This is a genomic window from Geomicrobium sp. JCM 19055 (assembly GCF_000698185.1).
GTDB lineage: Bacteria > Bacillota > Bacilli > Bacillales > Marinococcaceae > Geomicrobium_A > Geomicrobium_A sediminis.
Genome location: NZ_BAXL01000028.1, coordinates 26,409 through 46,460, shown reverse-complemented (window position 1 = coordinate 46,460; position 20,052 = coordinate 26,409). Strand labels below are relative to the sequence as shown.

The following is a 20,052-nucleotide window of genomic DNA, read 5'->3' as shown; positions in this document are numbered from 1 at the left end:
TGGGTCACATGGTCCTGGTGAAATAACGAGACGACTTGGGCTTAGCTTCTCCATATCATGAAGCGTTATTTCATCATTGCGGTAAACAAGGCATTCTTCCCCGAGTTCACCAAAATATTGGACTAAATTATACGTAAATGAATCATAATTATCAATCATCAACAACATCTTCTCTTCCTCCTCAGCTCAGCTTAACTCAACTATTCTCTTTCTTCTTTTTTTAGTTTATCATCTACCTTTAAAAAACTAAAGCGACCTCTATAGAAGAGATCGCTTTTCGTTATTAGTCTTCAAATTGATAAAGTGGTGTACTTAAATACCTTTCGCCGTTCGAAGGTATAATTGCAACAACCTTCTTACCTTTGCCTAATTTCTTCGCTTCTTCTAGTGCGGCATAGATCGCAGCACCAGATGATATGCCTCCGAGTACTCCTTCTTCCCTTGCAGCACGTCTAGCAAATTCAAACGCTTGCTCGGTTGAAACTTGTGTAATCTCATCATAGATATCTGTGTTTAGAATTGCAGGAACAAAACCAGCCCCAATGCCTTGAATCTTATGTGGCCCTTTCTGTCCGCCAGATAATACTGGTGCGTCTGCCGGTTCAACAGCTACAATTTTTAGGTTCGGGAAGTTTTCCTTAAGAAATCCCCCAGCTCCAGTTATTGTACCGCCTGTTCCAACACCTGCAACAAACGAATCAAGTTTACCGTCAACTTGTTCAAGCAGTTCGCGACCCGTCGTCTCGCGATGGACATTTACGTTCGCATCATTCTCAAACTGCTGAGGCATAAAATAACCATTTTCATCTGCCAATTCCTGCGCTTTACGAATGGCTCCGCCCATTCCTTCAGGTCCTGGTGTTAAAACAAGTTCTGCGCCATATGCTTTTAACAAATTTCGTCGCTCTTGACTCATCGTCTCTGGCATGACAAGCTTCGTACGGTATCCTTTAGCTGCCGCAACCATCGCTAAGCCGATTCCCGTGTTCCCACTTGTTGGCTCAATGATTGTATCTTGCCCTGGCTTAATCTTACCTTCACGTTCTGCCTTTTCAATCATCGCAAGTCCAATCCGATCTTTTACTGAAGATCCTGGATTGAAATACTCAAGCTTCAGATAAACGTCTGCATCATTTTCCCCAGTTAGGCGGTTGAGCTTTACAAGAGGTGTATTCCCTATTAACTCCGTAACAGAATTCGCAACTCTACTCATTCAGTAGACCTCCTCAAGTTAATCCCAAGTAATTTTATTGGTATTATTAAATATTCTACTGGAACGACTAAATTCTGTCAATTAATATTTTCACTATTCCGCTTCTTGCTTTAGCTCCTCTAAATCCACTTCATTAAACGTGTACACTTCATTGCAAAAATGACATTGAGTCTCTGCACCTTTGTCTTCTTCAATCATCGATTGGATTTCTTCTTTGCCAAGACTTACAATTGCTCTTCCAATCCGTTCTTTTGAGCATTCACACTTAAACTGAACAGGCATCGTTTCCAACACCTTGTAATCATCACCCGTAACCGTCGCAATCATTTGTTCAGGTGTATCACCACGCTCAATTAACTTAGAAACTGGCGGCATGTTGCCAATTTGCTTTTCAAGTCGATCAATAGTGGCGTCATCCGTCCCAGGCATCACTTGTAAAATGAATCCGCCAGCAGCTTTAATGGAGTTATCTGTATCGACTAAAACACCAACACCAACGGAAGAAGGAATCTGCTCAGACGTTACGAAGTAATACGTAAAATCATCACCTAGTTCTCCTGAGACAATCGGAGAATGTCCTGTGAATTGTTCTTTCATGCCTAAGTTCTTCGTAACCGCAATTGAACCGCTCGTACCGACAGCACGAGCTACGTCTAACTTACCGTGTTGATTGAGTTCAAAGTGCACACTTGTTATATAAATACCCTCTAGAATTACCATGTGCATCACTATCAACAATGATCGGGCCTAGTGGACCATCGCCTTCAACTTTAATGGTTACTTTGTCTTCACCCTTAAGCATTGAGCCCATAATCGTCCCTGCGATCATCGTTCGTCCAAGTGCCGCAGCCGCTGTTGGCAACACATGGTGGCGTTGTACGACTTCATTGACCATATTTGTCGTTGTCGCCGCATACACTCTTACTTTTCCATCATATGCTGTTGCCTTCGCTAAATAGTCCGTCATCCTACATTACTCCTTTTATCCTTACAGTATATTTTTATCGTAAATCCGCTTTAATCCTTTTAACGTTAAAAAGGATCAATAACATCAATTGAAGTTGTCGCCTTTCCAATCAGCCTAGCCAGTCCTCCTGTTGCAATGACCTTAGGCTTTTTACTTCCTCGCTTCGACATCCTCATCACAATTCCGTCTACGAGCCCTGCATAACCATAATAAATACCTGACTGCATCGCATGGACAGTGTTTTTCCCAACGACAGATTGAGGTTCTTGAATCTCAATGTGAGGCAATTTGGACGCATGTGTATAAAGGGCATCGGTCGAGATTACAATTCCTGGAGCAATCGCGCCACCTTGATAGCGATCTTTCTCATCGATGTAGCAAAAGGTTGTCGCTGTACCAAAATCAACAATCACCAGAGGACTGCCATGTTCATGTATTCCAGCAACAGCATTTACGATGCGGTCTGCCCCTACATCCTTAGGATTGTCGTAAAGAATGTTCAATCCGGTTTTAATACCCGGTCCAACAACCATGGCTTTCTGATTGAAGTATTTCTCTGTCATATGCTCTAACGTAAACATCAATGACGGCACGACCGAAGAAACAATAACTCCTTTTACTTCAGATGATTGAACACCTTTGTTGTTTAGCATCGTCTGCATAGACATCCCGTATTCATCTTCTGTTCGTTCAAGGGACGTCGTCATTCGCCAATAATGGAGAAGTTCATTATCATCGTATACCCCAAATACAATATGGGTATTCCCAACATCGATTACGAGAATCATCGCTATTTACCCCCTTTTTACAACAAGTCCAACGCACTTAATCGTAACCAATTGCTATCAATTAAACAAACCATTTGCTTTTTAACATAAGAATGAAGGGAGCCTGTAATGGGCTCCCTTCACGTTTAATATCGTTACGATCTACGATCGTCCTTGTGATCTTCTTGATCATCGGTCGGTTCAGACTGCTCTTCTTTACGTTCTTCTTCCGATTCGTCTGTACGTTCCTCTGCTTGTTCAGCTTGATCTACTTGCTCGCTTTCTTCTTCACGATCTTCATCTTGCTTAGAATTGAAGTTCACCTTCACATCGTCAGATTCGATGTCTTTTCGATTGGAATGGTGATTATCCGGTAATTTACCGTCTTCAACGAGTGAATAAATTTGCTCAGCATCTAGTGTTTCAAGCTCAAGTAAGCTCTCTGCAACTAGCTCAAGCTTATCTTTATTCTCAGTAAGAATTTGTTTACAGCGATCATAACATTCTTTAATGATCGATTGGATCTCACGATCAATCTCAAATGCAATGGCATCGGAGTAATTTTGTTCATTTTGAATGTCGCGACCTAAGAATACTTGGCCTCCACTTGATGAGCCAAATTGTAATGGTCCGAGCTTCTCGCTCATTCCATATTCCGTAACCATCTTACGAGCAATACTTGTTGCTCGTTGGAAATCGTTGTGAGCTCCTGTACTTGCTTCCCCGAAAATAACGTCTTCAGCCACTCGGCCACCAAGTAACCCGACAATCTTATCAAGCAACTCTGGTTTTGTCATGAAGTAACGATCTTCTTTCGGTAACATCATTGCATAACCGCCTGCTTGCCCACGTGGAACAATCGTCACCTTGTGAACCATATCCGCATTCTGCAGTTTTACACCAACGACGGTGTGTCCCGCTTCATGGAACGCGACGATATTACGTTCTTTCTTCGAGATGACTCTTGTTTTCTTAGCAGGTCCAGCAATTACTCTGTCGATCGCTTCCTCAATATGAATCATGCGAATTTCTGTTTGATCAGCTCTAGCCGCAACGAGCGCTGCTTCATTGAGAAGGTTCTCAAGGTCTGCACCGGAGAATCCTGGCGTTCGTTGAGCAACGACTTCCAAATCTACATCATCGTTTAATGGCTTGTTTTTTGCATGTACAGCAAGAACTTCTGCACGGCCTTTTACGTCTGGAGCTCCTACTGTAATCTGGCGGTCAAAACGTCCTGGACGTAGTAATGCCGGGTCGAGAACGTCGGCACGGTTTGTCGCTGCGATAATGATAATTCCTTCATTACCGTCAAATCCATCCATTTCAACGAGTAGTTGGTTTAACGTTTGCTCACGCTCATCGTGGCCTCCGCCTACACCTGCGCCACGTTGACGACCAACCGCATCGATCTCATCAATAAAGATAATACACGGCGCATTGCTTTTCGCATTATTAAACAAGTCACGAACACGAGAAGCACCGACACCAACAAACATCTCAACAAAGTCGGAACCACTAATGGAGAAGAAAGGCACTCCTGCCTCACCTGCAACCGCTCGACCGAGTAGAGTCTTACCAGTACCCGGAGGACCAACAAGAAGTACACCTTTAGGAATACGCGCACCAATGTTTGAGAACTTACGAGGGTCTTTTAAGAAATCAACAACCTCTACAAGCTCTTGCTTCTCTTCTTCAGCACCGGCAACATCTTTAAAGCGTGCTTTCTTCTTATCTTCTTGGTACATCTTCGCCTTACTCTTACCGAAGTTCATGACTCGGCTACCGCCACCTTGCATTTGGCTAAGTAGGAAGAAGAAGAGAATGAAGATAATAATAAACGGAAGCATCGCTGTTAGGAATTGCAACCAACCACCAGACTCAGGTGCAGGTTCAGAATCACCTGATACGAGGTTAGGATTATTTTCAAATTCGCTAAGTAGCATATCTGTCATTTCTTGAGACTGGAGAACATGAACTTGGAACAAGTTCGGTTCTTCTTCTGTACCTCCAGTGAGTTCACCTTCAATATAGTAAACATCTAGCTCTGGTTGAACAGTCATCGAAACAATTTCATCATTATTTAATGCTTGTAAAAATTCCTGAGTCGTCATAACCTCTGAATCACCGGTGTCATTATTAAACATGTTAACAATACCGACGAGAATCAGGACTATTACACCCCAGAAAATCGTATATCTAACCGCCCGACTCATTCGAGACCTCCTCCCGCATGTCACACAATACAGGTAATATTATCACATTTACTTGAAAAGCCATAATTAAGAGCCTTGATACACCTCAGGTTTCAAAATACCGATATATGGGAGATTACGATATCGCTCAGCGAAATCAAGACCATACCCTACAACAAATTCATCTGGTACCGTAAATCCAACTAAATCTGGGACAATGTCTACCTTGCGTCCTTCAGGTTTGTCCAATAGCGTCACGATCTTTACAGAATTCGCTCCGCGGTGTCGAAGTAAATTGACGAGATAACTTAGTGTTAAGCCACTATCAATAATATCTTCAATAATTAATACATCACGGCCTTCTACAGAAGCATCAAGATCTTTTACAATCTTAACTTCTCCAGATGATCGCATTTTATTTCCGTAACTTGAAACATCCATAAAATCAATTTCAACGTGAGTATCAATTGCGCGCGTGAGGTCTGCCATAAATGGCAATGCTCCTTTTAGCACTCCAATGAGTAATGGGAACTTACCATCATACTCATTTGTAATTGTCGTTCCAAGTTCCCGGCACTTTTCACCAATTTGCTCAGCACTAATTAATACCTCTTGTATTTCACTTCTCATGTGAACTAAACACCCTCGTTTCCATACAAAAAAATTTCAGAAAAGACCTGCGTCCTTTAATGATCGCTGCAATGTTATTAACACATAGGAATCCGCACGTTCTGTCGTGAAGCGACTTTTCTTTAAAAGCGGTAGCCATAAGATGTTCCCTTTTGAATCCGTAACGACTGGCCATTGATCACGCGCTCTTCTTGTCACTTTCTGATCGATGAAGATTCTATTTAGCTTCTGCCTTCCGTCTAGACCTTTCGGTTCAATAACATCTCCTCGGTTTCTCGTTCTAACAATGAGCGGAAACGACGCGTCCTTCATTGGAATAAAACACTCGTGCTCACTCGCTTGACGTTGTTCCAAGCTTTTCTCAAACGTGAGAATGCCATATGACGTCGTAATCGCACTTGGAACTTCCTCAACTCTCTGGTTGAGTTCGAGCAAGTCAGTTGGCTCATCTTCTAAAAGAAAACATAACGATTCATAATCCCTTTTGCAAATATACCCATTAGATAGGGCAATCTCTGCAGAGGGATTCGAGGAGAAAACTAAACGCAAGCAGTCCTCAATATGTACTCTTGAAACATAGACAGCTTGGGATTGATATAGATAGTTCAATAGTAAGTGAATCGCCTGTCGTTGTAAAGGAATAGCGTGTTTACGAAATCGTGTCAATGCTACAATCGCTTGCCCTTGCTCATACACCACACAATCACGTAATAGATTTTCCGCTTCTTGAGTGACATATGCACGCAGTTCATCGTATTCTTCCACAAATTGTTGATACGATTGCACGTAACGCTCGTTCTCTTTTTGAATCTCCGGTAAGATCCGGCTTCGATAGCGGTTACGCGTATAGCTTTGATCTGCATTTGAAGCATCTTCAAACCAAGGCACGCTTTCTTCAGATGCGACTGCGACAATTTCTGCTTTTGTTAACCCGAGCAACGGTCTAACAACGACTCCTTCAGCTAACTTTCTTTTGGCTTTAATGCCAATACTGCCACCAACATGCCCTCTTGTAATCTTCATTAGTACCGTTTCAACTTGATCATCACCGTGGTGACCCGTTACAAGAGTAGCTGCGTTTTCTTTTTGCATCACTTCTGAGAAGAATGCATAGCGTATCGCCCTAGCATCATTTTGAATTGACTTAGAAGAAACACGATTCCCTTTTAGATCGATACGCTTAAAATAGAACTTTATGTTATAAGCTTCACAATATTGTTCAATCATTAGTCGCTCATCGTCCGATTGCTGTCGCAACCCGTGATGAACGTGCGCAACGATGACCCGGTGACTCGTATGATGAATCAACCAATGCAACATTAACATCGAGTCTACCCCACCAGAAACGGCAGCAACGACGACTTCGTCATGTTGTAACAAATGATGCCGCTTTACGAAGTTATCGATTTGTTTCATATCGTTGCCCGACTCCTCTACCGATTGAGAAAATAGAAAGTGCAAAAGCTAGTCCGCCTGCAATTGCACCTGCTTGCAATAAAGTTCCTGCTCCTTGAGACAGTCCTTCGATGTAATCACCTTGAACGAAGGCAAGCATCGTTTCATAAGCTCGGCCACCGGGCACGAGCGGAATAATTCCTGGAATCGTAAACGTTGTAACCGGAACTCTTTTCTTCCTCGCTGCAAAATGGCTAATTAACGCGGATGAAAACGCCGCAACCGCAGCTGCTGGAACGGGACCAACACCAGTGATTGGCAATAGACTATAAACAGACCATGAAAGCATTCCAATGAGTCCAATCATCCATAACAATCGATAAGGAATGTTGAAAATTATGGCAAAGGCAATCGTTGCAATGCCACAAATGATTAGCTCCCAAACCATAACACTCGCTCCTTATCTATAAAAATAACGACACTGCCGTCGCAACACCAGCGGCAATGGAAAGTGAAGTTAATGCGGCTTCCGCTCCCCGTGCAAGACCTGATATTAAATCGCCTGCCATAAGGTCACGAACGGAGTTCGTTAAAGGCACCCCAGGAACAAGCGGAATTAATGACCCGATAATAATTTGGTCAATGTTCGTCCCAAATCCACTATGAACAAGGATTAACGCCGTTACTCCTCCAAAAAAATGCCGCTAAGTATTCAGAGAAAAACTTCGCTTGTAAATAATGTTGAAAAAGTACAAGAGCAAGCGTTGACACAAGCCCACCAATTGAAGCTGGGATCATATCAAACAGTGAATCGCCAATAAGGTATGAGAATGCACCGCCACCGATAGCTGAAGCAATGTAAATCAACCATAACGGATAGTTCATCGGTTGCTTCTCAACCTCTTCAGTTCTTGCCTTGCATCTGTGATTGACATACGACCAGCGACGAACTCTCTTGATATGTGATTGACTTCCGTTACTTTGCTAAGGTCTTGGAAACGGTCAACAATCCGAATCATTTGCATAATATCATCATCGTCTTCTAATACACCGGATAAGAAAATGCCCGTCGTTGTCACAAAGCTATTCACATTGTCCATTCCACCAGCAATGGCCATTCGCTTCATTGTGTCTTCAACCCGATAGGTTTCCGCACCATACATGAGCATCAACTTACCCGCAAGTAGACACAAATCAATTAATTTGTCCTTTTTTTTGTGGTCATGTATCTTCGTCCTTTTATCGGGCTTTAAATCATCTGTCCTACCAAGTATAAGACAGAAGTGATTAAGAGAAAAGCGATGACTAGCACAAGATCTACAATGCCGACGAGCGCCGGCTGTTTTTGTGCCTTTTTCCTCATTTTCTTTCTTCGTTTTGGCCTAGCTGATTGATCGACTTTCCTATGACGATCTTCTCGTTTTGCAATAAATTTCATTAGATCTGTACGTGCAGCTTCTGCATCTTGAAACGAACCTTGGACCATTTTTTTTAACCAATGTCGATAAGGACGTAGCTGTTCATTTCGCTCTAAACAAGTCATTAACGTTTGCTTTCCGTCATTGCCTTTTTCAAAACGTTTCTTTTCGATGAGGTGGATAAAAATCATACCCGCTGCAAATAAATCATATTGTTCGTCTGCTTTTCGATCGCCCATCCCCCAATACCCTCGATCGTAAAACTCCGTATACTCTTTAATCGCCCGGCCTTTTATTGTCGTTCCACCAACATCTAACCAACGTACTCGGTACGGCGGGCCAGTAATGAGCAAGTTCTCGGGCTTTAAATCACCAAATACCCAGCCAGCGCGATGCAAACGCGATAAATCACCAAGCAATTGAACCATAAATACAGGCGCCCATTCGTTGCCATGCTCCTTTAAATGATCAAATACAGGCACACCTTGTAAATACTCCATCACATAAAATGGATGCTTTTGGCCTCTTACAATACAATCATCCGTATCGATAAAAGAAGGCCCAAGTATTTGTCCTTGGACCTTCCCAAAATGCTTTAGTACATTCACCTCAGACGTAATCGACATACTGTTATGTCCGATCTTTAATGCGACTTTTCCATGTTTCGAATCAGCGAGGTAAACGACCCCAGTTGCACCGCGCCTAACGGCTTTAGAATATGATAAACATTGCGGTTCCATTTCCCGAGCAATTTCGTCCCCCTCGGAAAGTTAGGAGCCTCGTTCCTCGAGTTCATATTCGTCTTCTCCATAAGAGATCATGCTCCTTCTTTTCCGAGACTGGAATTGTTGAATTGCTGCTTGGATCGCAGGCCCTGTCGGTGTAATGCCACCAACTGATATTTTATCGAATAAACCGCTCAACCCTGTAATTCCAGATGTCCACCCTTTAATAATGTCTGTATCGTTTCGCTTACCTGGGAACGTGAGCAACGTGTAGTAGTTGCTTCCCCCTCTAGAATCCATCGATATAGACAAATCGACAAGCGCCTCTTGTACAGTGCGTAATTTATTTCTCATACTTGCACTGGCGTCCACAAGAATGACGACTTCAAAATCAACACGTTCACCAAGATCATCAACGACTTCCATCACTTCTCCACGTTTCTCTGGAGAAAGGTCATCCCATTCTTGTTCTCTGCCAAGAATTTGGGACAACTCTTTATTAACGACCCCTTGTAGTGTTTGTGTCATCGCTTGTCTCGTTACCATCTGGACAGTTTTGGCGAGTTGTTTCATGTAAACAACTTGACTAATCCCTCCACCAGCAGTCGCAATCTTTTCAATTTCATCATAGGCGTCTTCGTTTAATGACCCTTCTTCAAGAACACCAATCACATTGACTGTTATGTTTTCTTCACGTGCAAGAGCTGCGATTGCAGCTGGATCACCGCCATCATTTGAACAACCATCGGTTAACAATAGAATCTGTTTTAGCGTTCCTTTACTCATGGCTTAGTCCTCCCTTAGTGAATCTTAAACTTTGTATCTAGCATTGTTGACGATTTCACTAAGAGATATACCAATTAAGCTTCTTTATAAATTTGTGGAACCCACTTTTGCATTGGGATCTTCGCCCAACGCGGAGTATTCCGACGAATCTTCGTTACAACAACGGTCATGTCATCATCTATCTTGCCGTCGCTAACACGAATGACTTCTTCTAATAATAAATCTGACATCGTCTGAGGATCTTCCGTCTCCATCTCAGAAATGATTCGTCTCATCCACCTTTCTTTGTTTTCCACATGCTTCACCCCATCGAACATTCCGTCACTCATCATAATTAATAAATCTTCATCTTGCATACTTCTTGATACGACATCAAAATTAGCTTCCGAAATAATGCCCATCGGCAAATTACCAGATTCAACAGAAGAAACTTGCCCACCTCGTTTAATGAAACTTGGCATAGAGCCGATTTTTATAAATGACGTATCTGCCGTTTGCAAATCAATAATCGTTAAATCCAGCGTTGAAAACATCTCTTCGTCTGCACGAAGTGAAAGTACAGATTCATGGATTGAATCGCTACTTTCTCATCGATGCCTGACTGTAATAAATTTTCTAATAACTTTAGTGTTGCCTTGCTCTCATCGTGTGCTTTTTTGCCGTTGCCCATGCCATCACTTATGGCAACTGCAAACTTCCCGAACCCAAGTTGCATCGCAGCATGATTGTCCCCCGATAACCACGCACCACCTTGTGCAACAGTTGCCGCTCCTGAGTCAACTGTATAGGTCTTTGCAGAAACGAAATTCATTACTTTGCCGTCCTCCACATCTTCGTCATTTTCCGGATCGACAATAATGTGATCATTTAAGATCCCTGATAACATCGGCGCAATTAGCTTTTCCGCTTCTTCCCTGCCTACATCTTCCCCAAGTTCAATTTCTACTCGCACGTCACGAGGCGTTAAGTTATAGACATCGACTTGACCGATATCAATCCCTGCTTCTTGAATCGCTTCGTGAATTTGTTCCTCTTGACTATCATGTGTTTCTTTTTCCTTTTGAATTTCTCGCGCAAATTCCCCCATTACTTGCGATACCCCTTGCAACTGATCAGCAACAAGCCTTCTGCTTTCTTCAAGTTGCTTAGCATACGTTTTTCGAAGCTCATGAGGTCCCCACTGTTCTTTCATCGTTTTAACAATTCGATCAGGATAAATACAATGCCGCTTTAGACGGTCATAAGAGCCTTTTTGAACATCTCCTTGTTCAATATCTGTCATAACGTCTTCCATGACATCATAGGTTGTATCAAAGCGCTCTGCCCAACACGTCTCTTTACGGAAACACTTTTGACATGTACTTGCTGTAATCGTCGCTAAGAACCGATCACCTTCAAGGTCTTTCTCATTTGTATACGTCGTTTCCCGATCATTTGTAAAACTAGAAGATAATGTCTGAAAAAGATCGGAAAACCGCTCAACACGCGCAGCTGTAACATCTCGAATTTTACGCATATACCGCTGTTGTTCCTTTGAATGTTCGGTCGTCCCAGGTACATACTTCGCCATATATTGAATGGCACTTTTTGGCGTCAGCAAAAATAACGCAATCGCTGCGACCGACTCCATGACAGTAATTCCTGCACTACTTAGCCCTTGTCCATATAAAGCAATTAACGCCGTACCGACAAGCAAACCTGCACTGACCCCAATTTTATTACCATCTTTAAGAAGCCCGCCAAGAAGGCCTGCAAATGCGAGTAAACTCATCTGATACAAGTTCACAACGGCGGCCAAACTCAAAACGAGACCTGTGACAACACCGACCGTTGCCCCAATCGTTGCGCCTCCTGCCAAAGCAAACAATAAAACTAAATACCGAGCAAGAATATGTTCTGCACCTAGCCGTAAATAACCCAGCCAATTGCCCCTGTCATGACCGATGCAATAAGAATGATAAAACAGATAATTTCTTCGCTTTTTAACGAGCGCTGTTTTCGTTTATGTGTAATAAGAGGCAGGCTTTGCAAAAAGATCATCGTAAGCATTAGTGCAAGACCTGCTTCGATCGCACCCATCATCCAATGGTATTGAGTGACCGTTCCCATGCTCACGTATGTGATTGCTATTCGTGCTAGAAACGAAGTAACCAATACAGCAACTGGCAATGCCCAACGCGTTTGTATCATTAATGTTTTAAATAGCTTGTACAAAACGAGAAAGCCTACCATCCCGATCAGTACATGAGGCAAGTTAAAGGTTAAGCCCCAAATCGTTCCGACAAGTATAGCAGTTGCAGCTAGTAATGCTCGATTCTTCTTTAGAACGAAGACGGCTGCGAAAAAGGGTAATGCAAACGGATATAAATCCGATAATATAGCAGCTCGACCGAGCATGACCCCAACGATAAATAACAAGACGCCCCATTTAAGAAAAACAAGTTCCGTTCCTTTTTCGAATTTACTCATGAGTTGCATCCATCTCTGTTTAAGAGGAATGAACCCGTCTGTTCCAACTGTGACTCTTGCAAATGTTCCCTGGCCCGTCTCTTTATGAATCATCTATGCCCACCACCGTTTTGTTTTTCTTGGTGATGAGTATATCGAGGTTTTGATGCAGTGTTTGTCAGAATGACGACGACGTAAAAAAAATCGTTCGACTCTTTCTTGAAAGAACAGAAATACTTGTCCCTTCGCCGTTTTGTAATCATAAGTGATTGTTATGCTCACAAAAATTCGCCATAATCATCAATCATTTTCCGACAGAAGCTACAAAAACAAACCGCTAAACCGTGCGAAATAAAGCGAACGACAAAAAAACCATGTTGCTCGTAAGCAACATGGTTGGATTATCATATAAATGGTAGCGGCGGAGGGAGTCGAACCCACGACCTCACGGGTATGAACCGTACGCTCTAGCCAGCTGAGCTACACCGCCATTTAACAAGACAAGAGTTATTATATCGACTACATAAAGCAAAGTCAATGGTTAACCGAAAAATCATGTAAGAATAAAATAGGCAGATCAGGAAAGCTCCTGTTCTGCCTTTATTTATACATCTATTTGAGACGAATCATCATGTCTCTGTTTGCAGAAGGGATCTAACTATTTACGGCCACCGCCTTTTCGGTTGTCGCTCTTCTTACGCAAGGTTGAGAGATTCTCCTCACTATCTTTTAAGAAGCGGCTCATCTTATCTTCAAATGAGAGTGTTTGCTCACGCTTCTTAAACCCGCCTCCTTGACTACGACGCGGTTTCTCTTCTTTTGGTCGCTCTGTTGCTTTACGAATCGAAAGTCCAATCTTCCCGTCACTTTCAATCTTTAGAACTTTAACCGTTACTTCATCGCCAACCTTAATAAATTCCTTGATGTCTTTCACATATTGATCAGCGACCTCACTAATGTGAACGAGTCCTGTTTGACCTCCTGGTAAATCTACAAAAGCGCCAAAGTTTGTTACACCGGTGACTTTCCCTTGATACTTGCTGCCAGCTTCAATCGACATTGATGAAACGTTCCTCCTCATATTTTCTTAAACCATACGTTAAACGTATGTAGATAAAGCTTACACGATTACTATTCTATGTTGCAAAGGTTACTTTGTGATTAGTCGTCTTCCTCATCTTCTTCTTGATCGTCATGACTCTCAGGTACCTTGAAGATCGTTTCACCTGGTTTAGTTAAGTATAAATCGCGCCTCGCAACTTCTGCAATATAATCAATATCATTATAATTGACAATATCTTGCTCGAGCTGCTTTTGTTCTTCCATTAACTCAGCGTATCGCTCTTCAAGTTGCTCTTGTTCTTGATCATTAGCGTCAATCATTGACTTTTGAGAGATAAGCCCAACCGCTGCAAACACGATCACAAACGCACCAACGATCCCAATAAAAATCAGTCTTCGCTTTAGTCCTCGACGACGTCTTTCTTCTCTCATTTGCAAACGCTTTTGTTCTTTGTCAAATGGCTTGTCCTTATGAATTGTCGTTACTTTTTCTCGATCGTTTGATTTCGGCATGTCGCACCTCTCTCTCATCATATGAGAAACGCAATGAGAGGATTGCTAGGAATCCTCATCATCACTTTTTTTTCGAGAACCAACGAATCACTCGTGAGTACATGGCTTTTACTTGTTTAACAATTTTCGGACCTTGTAAAAGTAAATACACAGGTCGAATAAAGAAAAACAGAAGTTTACTTAATTGAATCACACTCCACTGGACAATTGTCAAGAGAAAAATTGCTATTTTGGAAATTAGTTTATATAACCGAGGATGGGTGTGATGATTAAGACGTAAATCGTTTTCTTGATTGCCATGATCAACCATTGTACCATTTGAATGATTCGTTCGAGCAATCGCAAAAAGAAAGGACGTACCGTATGCCAATACGTTACAAACCCTAGAATAATCGCAATAAAAATGTAAATCCTAAGCTCTCCAAAATTCATATAAAACAGCAGATAGAAAACGAGTAGAGCCTGTACAATCCAGAAAGCTAAATCCATTACTGCCTGTGTCCACTTTGAACGCAAAAGTAAACATCGATGATACACATCTAGCTGTAACGCAATGGCAGAACCTGCAGCAATCATAGCGAAGAAGGTTTGGAACTGTACAACGAGTGTCACTTAAATAACTTCCCAAACAAGCCTTTTGGTTTTCCTGATCCACTGCTATCTACGTAAATCAAATCATCCACTTTCCCTACGATTGAAACAATGCCTTCTTCAACATTCAGATTCTTCATATGCAAGTCATGGCCTCGAACGGACAAGAAACCCATTACAGTCTCTAATAGAAACTCTTCACTATCAAAACTCTGGACTTCTTTTACTCCGCTAATTTCGAGGAGTTTACGACCTTTCATAATCACTTCATGATCACTATTCGTGTTGTTTTGATACCGTTGATTCGTGACATATTCAGACATATCAATTCCTCCTAACATAATCCACTCGTTGTCTTATCTTATGCCTCGCGGAGGCGAAAAAGAACAAGCCATTCCACACCACTAAAAAAAGAAGCCCTTTATTATAGGGCTTCTTTATGTGCACGTTTATCAATCATCGTGATAGACTTCTTCAATTGTCGTATACATCAGTGCGGCTTCATTCTTTTGGGCCGCACTGTTAACGGATTCAATCTTCACACGAAGTGTTTTTTTCCCGAAACGAATAGACACTTCATCTCCTGGATTCACTTCAGTTCCAGCCTTAGCAGCATGACCATTTACCGTAATACGGCCTGCACCTGCAACTTCCTTCGCTACAGTACGCCTTTTTATAATGCGTGATACCTTTAGAAATTTATCGATTCTCACTTATTCATCCTCACTTTCTCTCTCCAATTGTTTTGCCTCGTCCCAAAAGCGGTCCATCGTTTCTAGCGATACGTCATTCATCGTTTGTCCTTGTTCTAATAAACGCTTTTCAATGTGCATAAACCGCTTTTTAAATTTCGTATTCGTCATCTGCAAGGCTTCTTCAGGTTGTAATCGATAAAACCGAGCAAGGTTGACGACAATAAACAACACGTCACCTAATTCCTTCTTAATGTCTGATTCATCGTGTTGTTCACTAATCGCTTCTTTCCACTCACGAATCTCTTCTTCGAGCTTTTGCCACATTGGCGCTGCTGTTTCCCAACTGAATCCTACTTTTGCAGCTTTCTTTTGCAATTCATAAGAAACCATTAGTGCAGGCATCGATTTCGGAATTCCTGTCAGCTGCGATTGCTCGCTTTCTTTGCCTTGCTTTTCTTGCTTTTTAATTTCGTCCCAATTCGTAACGACGTCCTCGCTCGTTTCAGCCGTAGCTGTTGAGAAGACGTGTGGGTGTCTACGAATCATCTTATCTGTAAGTGTCTTAATTACATCATCAATCGTAAAGTACCCTTCATCTTCACCGATTTGGCTATGAAGCATGACTTGTAACAACACGTCCCCAAGCTCCTCAATAAGATGATCATCATCGTCTTCGTCGATCGCTTCTAGCACTTCATACGCTTCTTCTAGCAAATATTTTTTGAGCGATTGATGTGTCTGTTGACGATCCCACGGGCATCCGTCAGGGCTTCGTAATACGTGAATCACCTCTCGTAAACGACGGAACGTATGACGTGTTAGCTTTTCTTCGCGCACTGGTGGTACATAGACGACAGCTAAGTTCGAAGTTTCTTGAAACGCCCGGTCCAATTCATACAGAGGCAGTTCTACAACCGATTCCCCAGCTCCACCGGCTTCTTTTACGATTCTTATACGGTAATCATCTGGCAGCTGCTCCATTAACGAAAGTTTTACGTTAGAGGCTGTAAAGAAATCGTACACTTGTGTCAAAATCAAATGTTGGTTCAATGACCAGTCTGAGCTAGAAAAACTTGTCGCATCAAGAAGCTGAAAACCTTCACTAGGATCCATTCGTAATGCTGTAAAAACCGGATCAAGAAAGCTTTGCCCGCCCTCAATTTGAAGCTGAATCACACCTTGTCGTTCCTTTTCTAGTAATCGTTGCACAGTTTCTTCAGCAACAAGTGGGTGACCTGGCACAGCATATAAAACCGGTTCATCTTGACTTGATGCTTCGTTAACTAAACGCTCAACGATGGCTTCGTATACCGGTTGGAACGTATCATGTGCCTCATATACATCATCAAATGGGTGAATCGTCAGTCCTTCTAGCTCCAATTCCTCCATCACCGGGTGTGCTTTCGTTCTAACATACAATTTATTTGAATTTTTTTAATCGTTTATACGTTGAAAGTGTCATTTGGTCGAGCGTCCCCGCCCCTAAGCCAAATACACAAATTGTTGGTAAATTCACCAATGACAACTCCTCGTTTCTCTTGCTTGTCTATGTTATTATATCATAGGCAATACCTCTACAATCTAGAAGCTTTACACATCATTTATTAATGGGGGAATGAGTTTTGGCTAACTTAAAACGTTATGTCGCTGGCTTTGCAGGAGCCACAGTACTTCTTGCAGGTTGTTCATCAGATCCTGGTGCAGTTGAAGAAGGAAGCGACGGAAGTACATCAACAGGTAGTGCTGGAGGAGACCAATTTGTGTTAGCGCTCTCTTCAGACATTGTTTCTTTGGATCCTCAAGAAACAACAGATGTTCCATCATCTCAAGTTTCGACAAACATTTATGAAAACTTGCTAGAGCATGACAATAACATGGAACTTCAACCTGTACTTGCAGAATCGTACGAAATGGTTGACGATTTAACGTGGGAATTCCAAATTCGTGAAGGCGTTACGTTCCATGATGGTGAAGAGCTGAATGCAGATGCAGTTGTTAAGAACTTCGAGCGTCTATTAGATCCAGACAACGCGAAACCTCGTGCAAACATGTTTGAATTAGTGGAAGAAATTACAGCAATTGATGAGTATACAGTAGAATTTACAACGAGTGAACCATTTGCACCACTTGATGCACATCTTGCTCATAGTGCAGCAGCGATTATTAGTCCAGCAGCCATTGATGCAGATGAAAATGGAGATGCACTTTTGAGTGTTAATGCAGCAGGTACAGGTTCTTTTGAACTTGACGAGTGGGTTCAAGGTAATGAAATTCGTTTAAGCAAAAATGAAAATTATTGGGGCGAAGAAGCTCAAGTATCACAAGTAACAATGCGTGTTGTTCCTGAACAAAGCACGCGTATCGGGATGCTTGACCAAGGTGAAGTGCATTTTATTGATCAAGTAGAATCTGCGAATTCAGGCATTGTTGACGACATGCAAAACGCAAGTCTTCTTACACAAGAACAACTTGGATTTGAATACATCGGCTTTAACACAGATGTTGAGCCTTTTGATGACCCTGATGTTCGTCGTGCCATCGCAATGGCTATTGATTCAGAAGTGCTTCTGGAAGGCCTTTATGGTGGGTTTGGTTCAGTTGCAACAGGTCCATTAAGCGAGTACACATTCGGATATAGCGAAGATACACAAGGAATTGAATACGATCCTGAGGGCGCGAAAGAATTATTAGCAGAAGCGGGTTATGAAGATGGCTTCTCTGCATCGATTCTTACAAATGATGCAAACCCTACACGTATTCACATTGCAGAAGTTGCTCAAGACTACCTTCAAGAAGTTGGAGTAGATCTTTCAATTGAAATGATGGAGTGGGGAGCATTTTTAGATGCCACTGATCAAGGGAATACAGAAATGTTCGTTCTTGGATGGTCTACGGTAACAGCGGATGCAGACTATGCTTTACATCCTAATTTCTATTCTGGAAATCATGGTTCTCAAGGAAACTCAACATTTTACGATAACGAAGAAGTCGACGCATTATTAACAGAAGCTCGTAGTGAATCTGATAATGATGCTCGTGCAGACCTTTATGCACAAGCAGAGCAAATCATTATTGAAGAGGCTCCTATGATCTTTACTGTTCATAATGACTACATCACAGGTATTGCTGACTCTGTAGAAGGATTTAACCACCTAGCTACAGGCATTTATGACCTCAGTGAAGTATCAATCAACGAAGAAGAAGCAGGATATTAAGTCCGAGTTTTTGACCCATCTGTACTTTTGTATAGATGGGTTTATTGTGTTCTTTCGAACACTCCGATATAATCTGAATAAATAAAAACTGAGGTGTTTCCAATGTAAAACAATCACCCGACCGTTGAGAATTTAATGAAGGGGGTTATCCAATGTGACTCACTCCTTTTCTTCAGTAAATAACTGATCAGAAAAGGAGGCTTACGTTTTCGTGCATTGGAATTTTGTTTTTTTTAGTCGTGGGCAGAGCTTGTCAGCAATCGGGATTTGTACTATTTATCGTAGCTCTCATGCACGTGATTTATATGGAAACTGCATCAGCTTTATTCATGAGCTTTATCCCAGTTACGATTACTTTGGCCCGATTCGGTGCAAATCTTATCGCTCCGTTACTGTTTACTCGTTTCTCTTTAACGACAATCCTTATATTCGCTACGAGAACAAAAGTCTTACTTCTTGTGCTCGTCTTTGCATGCATATTCTATAATTTATTGTTTTTAGCCTATATTATTGTTTTTTTTGTATCGATGATGGACGCTTGGTTCGACCCGAGCAGCCAAGCGCTTGTACCGAGAATCGTTGACAAAGAAAAGCGCGTCCGTGCGAACAGTACGATCAGTCTCGTTAGCGAAGGAGTTGAATTTATTTGCTGGGCGCTAGGAGGTTTATTGCTTGCCTATGTTCATGCACCTTTTTTTATTCCTACTCGTTGTGCTTAACGCCGTGTTCACCGCCGCTTCCTGCACCTTGTTACATCAACGAGTGAACAAGACGTTCGCGAACGAAGGCGAACCAAAGAGCTGGCACACAGAGATGCGCCGCGGCTTCTCGGTAATGGTCTCGTCTCGCTGGCTATTGCATGCTGTATTGGCGTCATTTCTCACGTCAGTCGCAAATGTCGTATGGATTGCAGCAATCACGTACCTTTTTGTTGAACAAGTTCTTATGGTGAGTGAGGGCTGGTGGGGGTTTTTGAATGCAAGCCTGTTAATTGGGTTGCTCCTTGCGAGTCTCGTGCTAAGAACGCATCATTCCCTTATTCAACAAAACCAATCAAAGACGGTTTTTGTAGGGTTGGTTGGCACTGCATTGTTTACACTACTGTTTGCGTTAACCGTTGAGCTTTTTTGCGCTTCTTATCATTGCTTGTCTCGGGTTCTTTTTACAGCTAGAGGCCGTCGCTTCACAGACGCTGTATCAAGAGCGAATCGACGTAAACGTTCTTCCTTACGTCTATGCTGCAGAAGGTACTGTTGCCATGTTCGGGTTTGCACTAGGCTCCTTGCTCGTTGGCTTTGCTGCGGACCATTTGCATTTAATGTTGATCTACTTGATTTCAGCACTACTCATCGTTTTGGCTAGCTTTCTTTGGTTTAGAGCTTTTAAACAAGAATGGCAAAAATAAAATAAATAAATAAAACCCCTCCAAAAATTT

19 protein-coding genes, 1 tRNA gene and 5 pseudogenes are annotated in these 20,052 nt (G+C 42.2%); 3 read left to right on the top strand and 22 right to left on the bottom strand.

Annotated features, from left to right (window positions below; all coding sequences use genetic code 11):
- From JCM19055_RS25905 to mazG, 22 genes and pseudogenes are all read right to left on the bottom strand, one after another.
- Window positions 1-168 (bottom strand): annotated as a pseudogene (locus JCM19055_RS25905) (anthranilate/aminodeoxychorismate synthase component II); the annotation flags it as partial.
- Between the two features lie 115 nt (window positions 169-283).
- Complete coding sequence (gene cysK / locus JCM19055_RS20000; protein ID WP_042361002.1) at window positions 284-1,213, bottom strand: cysteine synthase A; 930 nt, start codon at window positions 1,211-1,213, stop codon at window positions 284-286.
- Window positions 1,214-1,306: 93 nt separating this feature from the next.
- Window positions 1,307-2,180 (bottom strand): annotated as a pseudogene (hslO, locus tag JCM19055_RS19995) (Hsp33 family molecular chaperone HslO).
- A 21-nt stretch (window positions 2,181-2,201) separates the two neighbouring features.
- Window positions 2,202-2,968: pseudogene (locus JCM19055_RS19990) on the bottom strand (type III pantothenate kinase).
- 134 nt (window positions 2,969-3,102) lie between these two features.
- Window positions 3,103-5,160 carry an ATP-dependent zinc metalloprotease FtsH gene (ftsH, locus tag JCM19055_RS19985; RefSeq protein ID WP_042361001.1) on the bottom strand — a complete coding sequence of 686 codons (2,058 nt, stop codon included), beginning with the start codon at window positions 5,158-5,160 and terminating at the stop codon, window positions 3,103-3,105.
- A gap of 66 nt (window positions 5,161-5,226) precedes the next feature.
- Window positions 5,227-5,769, bottom strand: a complete 543-nt coding sequence (hpt, locus tag JCM19055_RS19980; RefSeq protein WP_042361000.1) for a hypoxanthine phosphoribosyltransferase — start codon at window positions 5,767-5,769, stop codon at window positions 5,227-5,229.
- Between the two features lie 36 nt (window positions 5,770-5,805).
- Window positions 5,806-7,185 carry a tRNA lysidine(34) synthetase TilS gene (tilS, locus tag JCM19055_RS19975; RefSeq protein ID WP_042360998.1) on the bottom strand — a complete coding sequence of 460 codons (1,380 nt, stop codon included), beginning with the start codon at window positions 7,183-7,185 and terminating at the stop codon, window positions 5,806-5,808.
- Window positions 7,169-7,612, bottom strand: a complete 444-nt coding sequence (locus JCM19055_RS19970) for a threonine/serine exporter family protein (RefSeq protein WP_042360997.1) — start codon at window positions 7,610-7,612, stop codon at window positions 7,169-7,171. The genes tilS and JCM19055_RS19970 overlap by 17 nt, the downstream gene beginning before the upstream one ends.
- 16 nt (window positions 7,613-7,628) lie before the next feature.
- A complete protein-coding gene (locus tag JCM19055_RS32355) occupies window positions 7,629-7,808 on the bottom strand; it encodes a threonine/serine exporter family protein (protein WP_370543245.1) in 180 nt (59 codons plus the stop codon).
- Window positions 7,809-7,824: 16 nt separating this feature from the next.
- Window positions 7,825-8,049, bottom strand: coding sequence for a threonine/serine exporter family protein (locus tag JCM19055_RS32350; RefSeq protein ID WP_370543244.1), 225 nt, complete (start codon window positions 8,047-8,049; stop codon window positions 7,825-7,827).
- The gene (locus tag JCM19055_RS32345) at window positions 8,046-8,333 is read right to left on the bottom strand and encodes a threonine/serine exporter family protein (protein ID WP_370543243.1); all 288 of its coding nucleotides are present in this window, start codon (window positions 8,331-8,333) and stop codon (window positions 8,046-8,048) included. The genes JCM19055_RS32350 and JCM19055_RS32345 overlap by 4 nt, the downstream gene beginning before the upstream one ends.
- Before the next feature lie 80 nt (window positions 8,334-8,413).
- Entirely contained in the window at window positions 8,414-9,322 is a 909-nt protein-coding gene (locus tag JCM19055_RS19960) for a hypothetical protein (RefSeq protein ID WP_052366590.1), read from the bottom strand.
- A 30-nt stretch (window positions 9,323-9,352) separates the two neighbouring features.
- Window positions 9,353-10,093 carry a VWA domain-containing protein gene (locus JCM19055_RS19955; RefSeq protein WP_042360996.1) on the bottom strand — a complete coding sequence of 247 codons (741 nt, stop codon included), beginning with the start codon at window positions 10,091-10,093 and terminating at the stop codon, window positions 9,353-9,355.
- A 74-nt stretch (window positions 10,094-10,167) separates the two neighbouring features.
- A complete protein-coding gene (locus JCM19055_RS26775; RefSeq protein WP_052366589.1) occupies window positions 10,168-10,626 on the bottom strand; it encodes a SpoIIE family protein phosphatase in 459 nt (152 codons plus the stop codon).
- Window positions 10,605-12,562: pseudogene (gene spoIIE / locus JCM19055_RS26770) on the bottom strand (stage II sporulation protein E). Before spoIIE ends, JCM19055_RS26775 begins: the two are co-directional and overlap by 22 nt.
- Window positions 12,563-12,954: 392 nt before the next feature.
- Window positions 12,955-13,031, bottom strand: a tRNA-Met gene (locus tag JCM19055_RS19945).
- 168 nt (window positions 13,032-13,199) lie between these two features.
- Window positions 13,200-13,601: a S1 domain-containing RNA-binding protein gene (locus tag JCM19055_RS19940; protein ID WP_042360994.1), complete on the bottom strand. Its 402-nt coding sequence runs from the start codon at window positions 13,599-13,601 to the stop codon at window positions 13,200-13,202.
- A gap of 101 nt (window positions 13,602-13,702) precedes the next feature.
- Window positions 13,703-14,116: a septum formation initiator family protein gene (locus tag JCM19055_RS19935; protein ID WP_042360993.1), complete on the bottom strand. Its 414-nt coding sequence runs from the start codon at window positions 14,114-14,116 to the stop codon at window positions 13,703-13,705.
- A gap of 237 nt (window positions 14,117-14,353) precedes the next feature.
- The gene (yabQ, locus tag JCM19055_RS19930) at window positions 14,354-14,728 is read right to left on the bottom strand and encodes a spore cortex biosynthesis protein YabQ (protein WP_052366586.1); all 375 of its coding nucleotides are present in this window, start codon (window positions 14,726-14,728) and stop codon (window positions 14,354-14,356) included.
- Window positions 14,725-15,030: a sporulation protein YabP gene (yabP, locus tag JCM19055_RS19925; RefSeq protein ID WP_042361004.1), complete on the bottom strand. Its 306-nt coding sequence runs from the start codon at window positions 15,028-15,030 to the stop codon at window positions 14,725-14,727. Before yabP ends, yabQ begins: the two co-directional genes overlap by 4 nt.
- A gap of 129 nt (window positions 15,031-15,159) precedes the next feature.
- A complete protein-coding gene (locus tag JCM19055_RS19920) occupies window positions 15,160-15,420 on the bottom strand; it encodes an RNA-binding S4 domain-containing protein (RefSeq protein ID WP_042360990.1) in 261 nt (86 codons plus the stop codon).
- A pseudogene (gene mazG / locus JCM19055_RS19915) lies at window positions 15,421-16,864 on the bottom strand (nucleoside triphosphate pyrophosphohydrolase).
- 160 nt (window positions 16,865-17,024) lie between these two features.
- Between mazG and JCM19055_RS19910 the strand changes: the two are divergent.
- The 3 genes from JCM19055_RS19910 (at window position 17,025) to JCM19055_RS19900 (ending at window position 20,022) form a co-directional block, all read left to right on the top strand.
- A complete protein-coding gene (locus tag JCM19055_RS19910; RefSeq protein WP_042360989.1) occupies window positions 17,025-18,617 on the top strand; it encodes a glutathione ABC transporter substrate-binding protein in 1,593 nt (530 codons plus the stop codon).
- 290 nt (window positions 18,618-18,907) lie between these two features.
- Window positions 18,908-19,336, top strand: a complete 429-nt coding sequence (locus JCM19055_RS19905) for a hypothetical protein (RefSeq protein ID WP_265182405.1) — start codon at window positions 18,908-18,910, stop codon at window positions 19,334-19,336.
- Window positions 19,337-19,734: 398 nt separating this feature from the next.
- Window positions 19,735-20,022, top strand: coding sequence for a hypothetical protein (locus JCM19055_RS19900; protein WP_042360987.1), 288 nt, complete (start codon window positions 19,735-19,737; stop codon window positions 20,020-20,022).
- Window positions 20,023-20,052: the final 30 nt, after the last annotated feature.

What these genes read in the sequence shown, in the direction of transcription:
- cysK (WP_042361002.1), bottom strand. Translation starts at nt 1,213, where the DNA reads ATGAGTAGAGTTGCGAATTCTGTTACGGAGTTAATAGGGAATACACCT.
- ftsH (WP_042361001.1), bottom strand. Translation starts at nt 5,160, where the DNA reads ATGAGTCGGGCGGTTAGATATACGATTTTCTGGGGTGTAATAGTCCTG.
- hpt (WP_042361000.1), bottom strand. Translation starts at nt 5,769, where the DNA reads ATGAGAAGTGAAATACAAGAGGTATTAATTAGTGCTGAGCAAATTGGT.
- tilS (WP_042360998.1), bottom strand. Translation starts at nt 7,185, where the DNA reads ATGAAACAAATCGATAACTTCGTAAAGCGGCATCATTTGTTACAACAT.
- JCM19055_RS19970 (WP_042360997.1), bottom strand. Translation starts at nt 7,612, where the DNA reads ATGGTTTGGGAGCTAATCATTTGTGGCATTGCAACGATTGCCTTTGCC.
- JCM19055_RS32350 (WP_370543244.1), bottom strand. Translation starts at nt 8,049, where the DNA reads ATGAACTATCCGTTATGGTTGATTTACATTGCTTCAGCTATCGGTGGC.
- JCM19055_RS32345 (WP_370543243.1), bottom strand. Translation starts at nt 8,333, where the DNA reads ATGCTCATGTATGGTGCGGAAACCTATCGGGTTGAAGACACAATGAAG.
- JCM19055_RS19960 (WP_052366590.1), bottom strand. Translation starts at nt 9,322, where the DNA reads ATGGAACCGCAATGTTTATCATATTCTAAAGCCGTTAGGCGCGGTGCA.
- JCM19055_RS19955 (WP_042360996.1), bottom strand. Translation starts at nt 10,093, where the DNA reads ATGAGTAAAGGAACGCTAAAACAGATTCTATTGTTAACCGATGGTTGT.
- JCM19055_RS26775 (WP_052366589.1), bottom strand. Translation starts at nt 10,626, where the DNA reads ATGTTTTCAACGCTGGATTTAACGATTATTGATTTGCAAACGGCAGAT.
- JCM19055_RS19940 (WP_042360994.1), bottom strand. Translation starts at nt 13,601, where the DNA reads ATGTCGATTGAAGCTGGCAGCAAGTATCAAGGGAAAGTCACCGGTGTA.
- JCM19055_RS19935 (WP_042360993.1), bottom strand. Translation starts at nt 14,116, where the DNA reads ATGCCGAAATCAAACGATCGAGAAAAAGTAACGACAATTCATAAGGAC.
- yabP (WP_042361004.1), bottom strand. Translation starts at nt 15,030, where the DNA reads ATGTCTGAATATGTCACGAATCAACGGTATCAAAACAACACGAATAGT.
- JCM19055_RS19905 (WP_265182405.1), top strand. Translation starts at nt 18,908, where the DNA reads ATGCACGTGATTTATATGGAAACTGCATCAGCTTTATTCATGAGCTTT.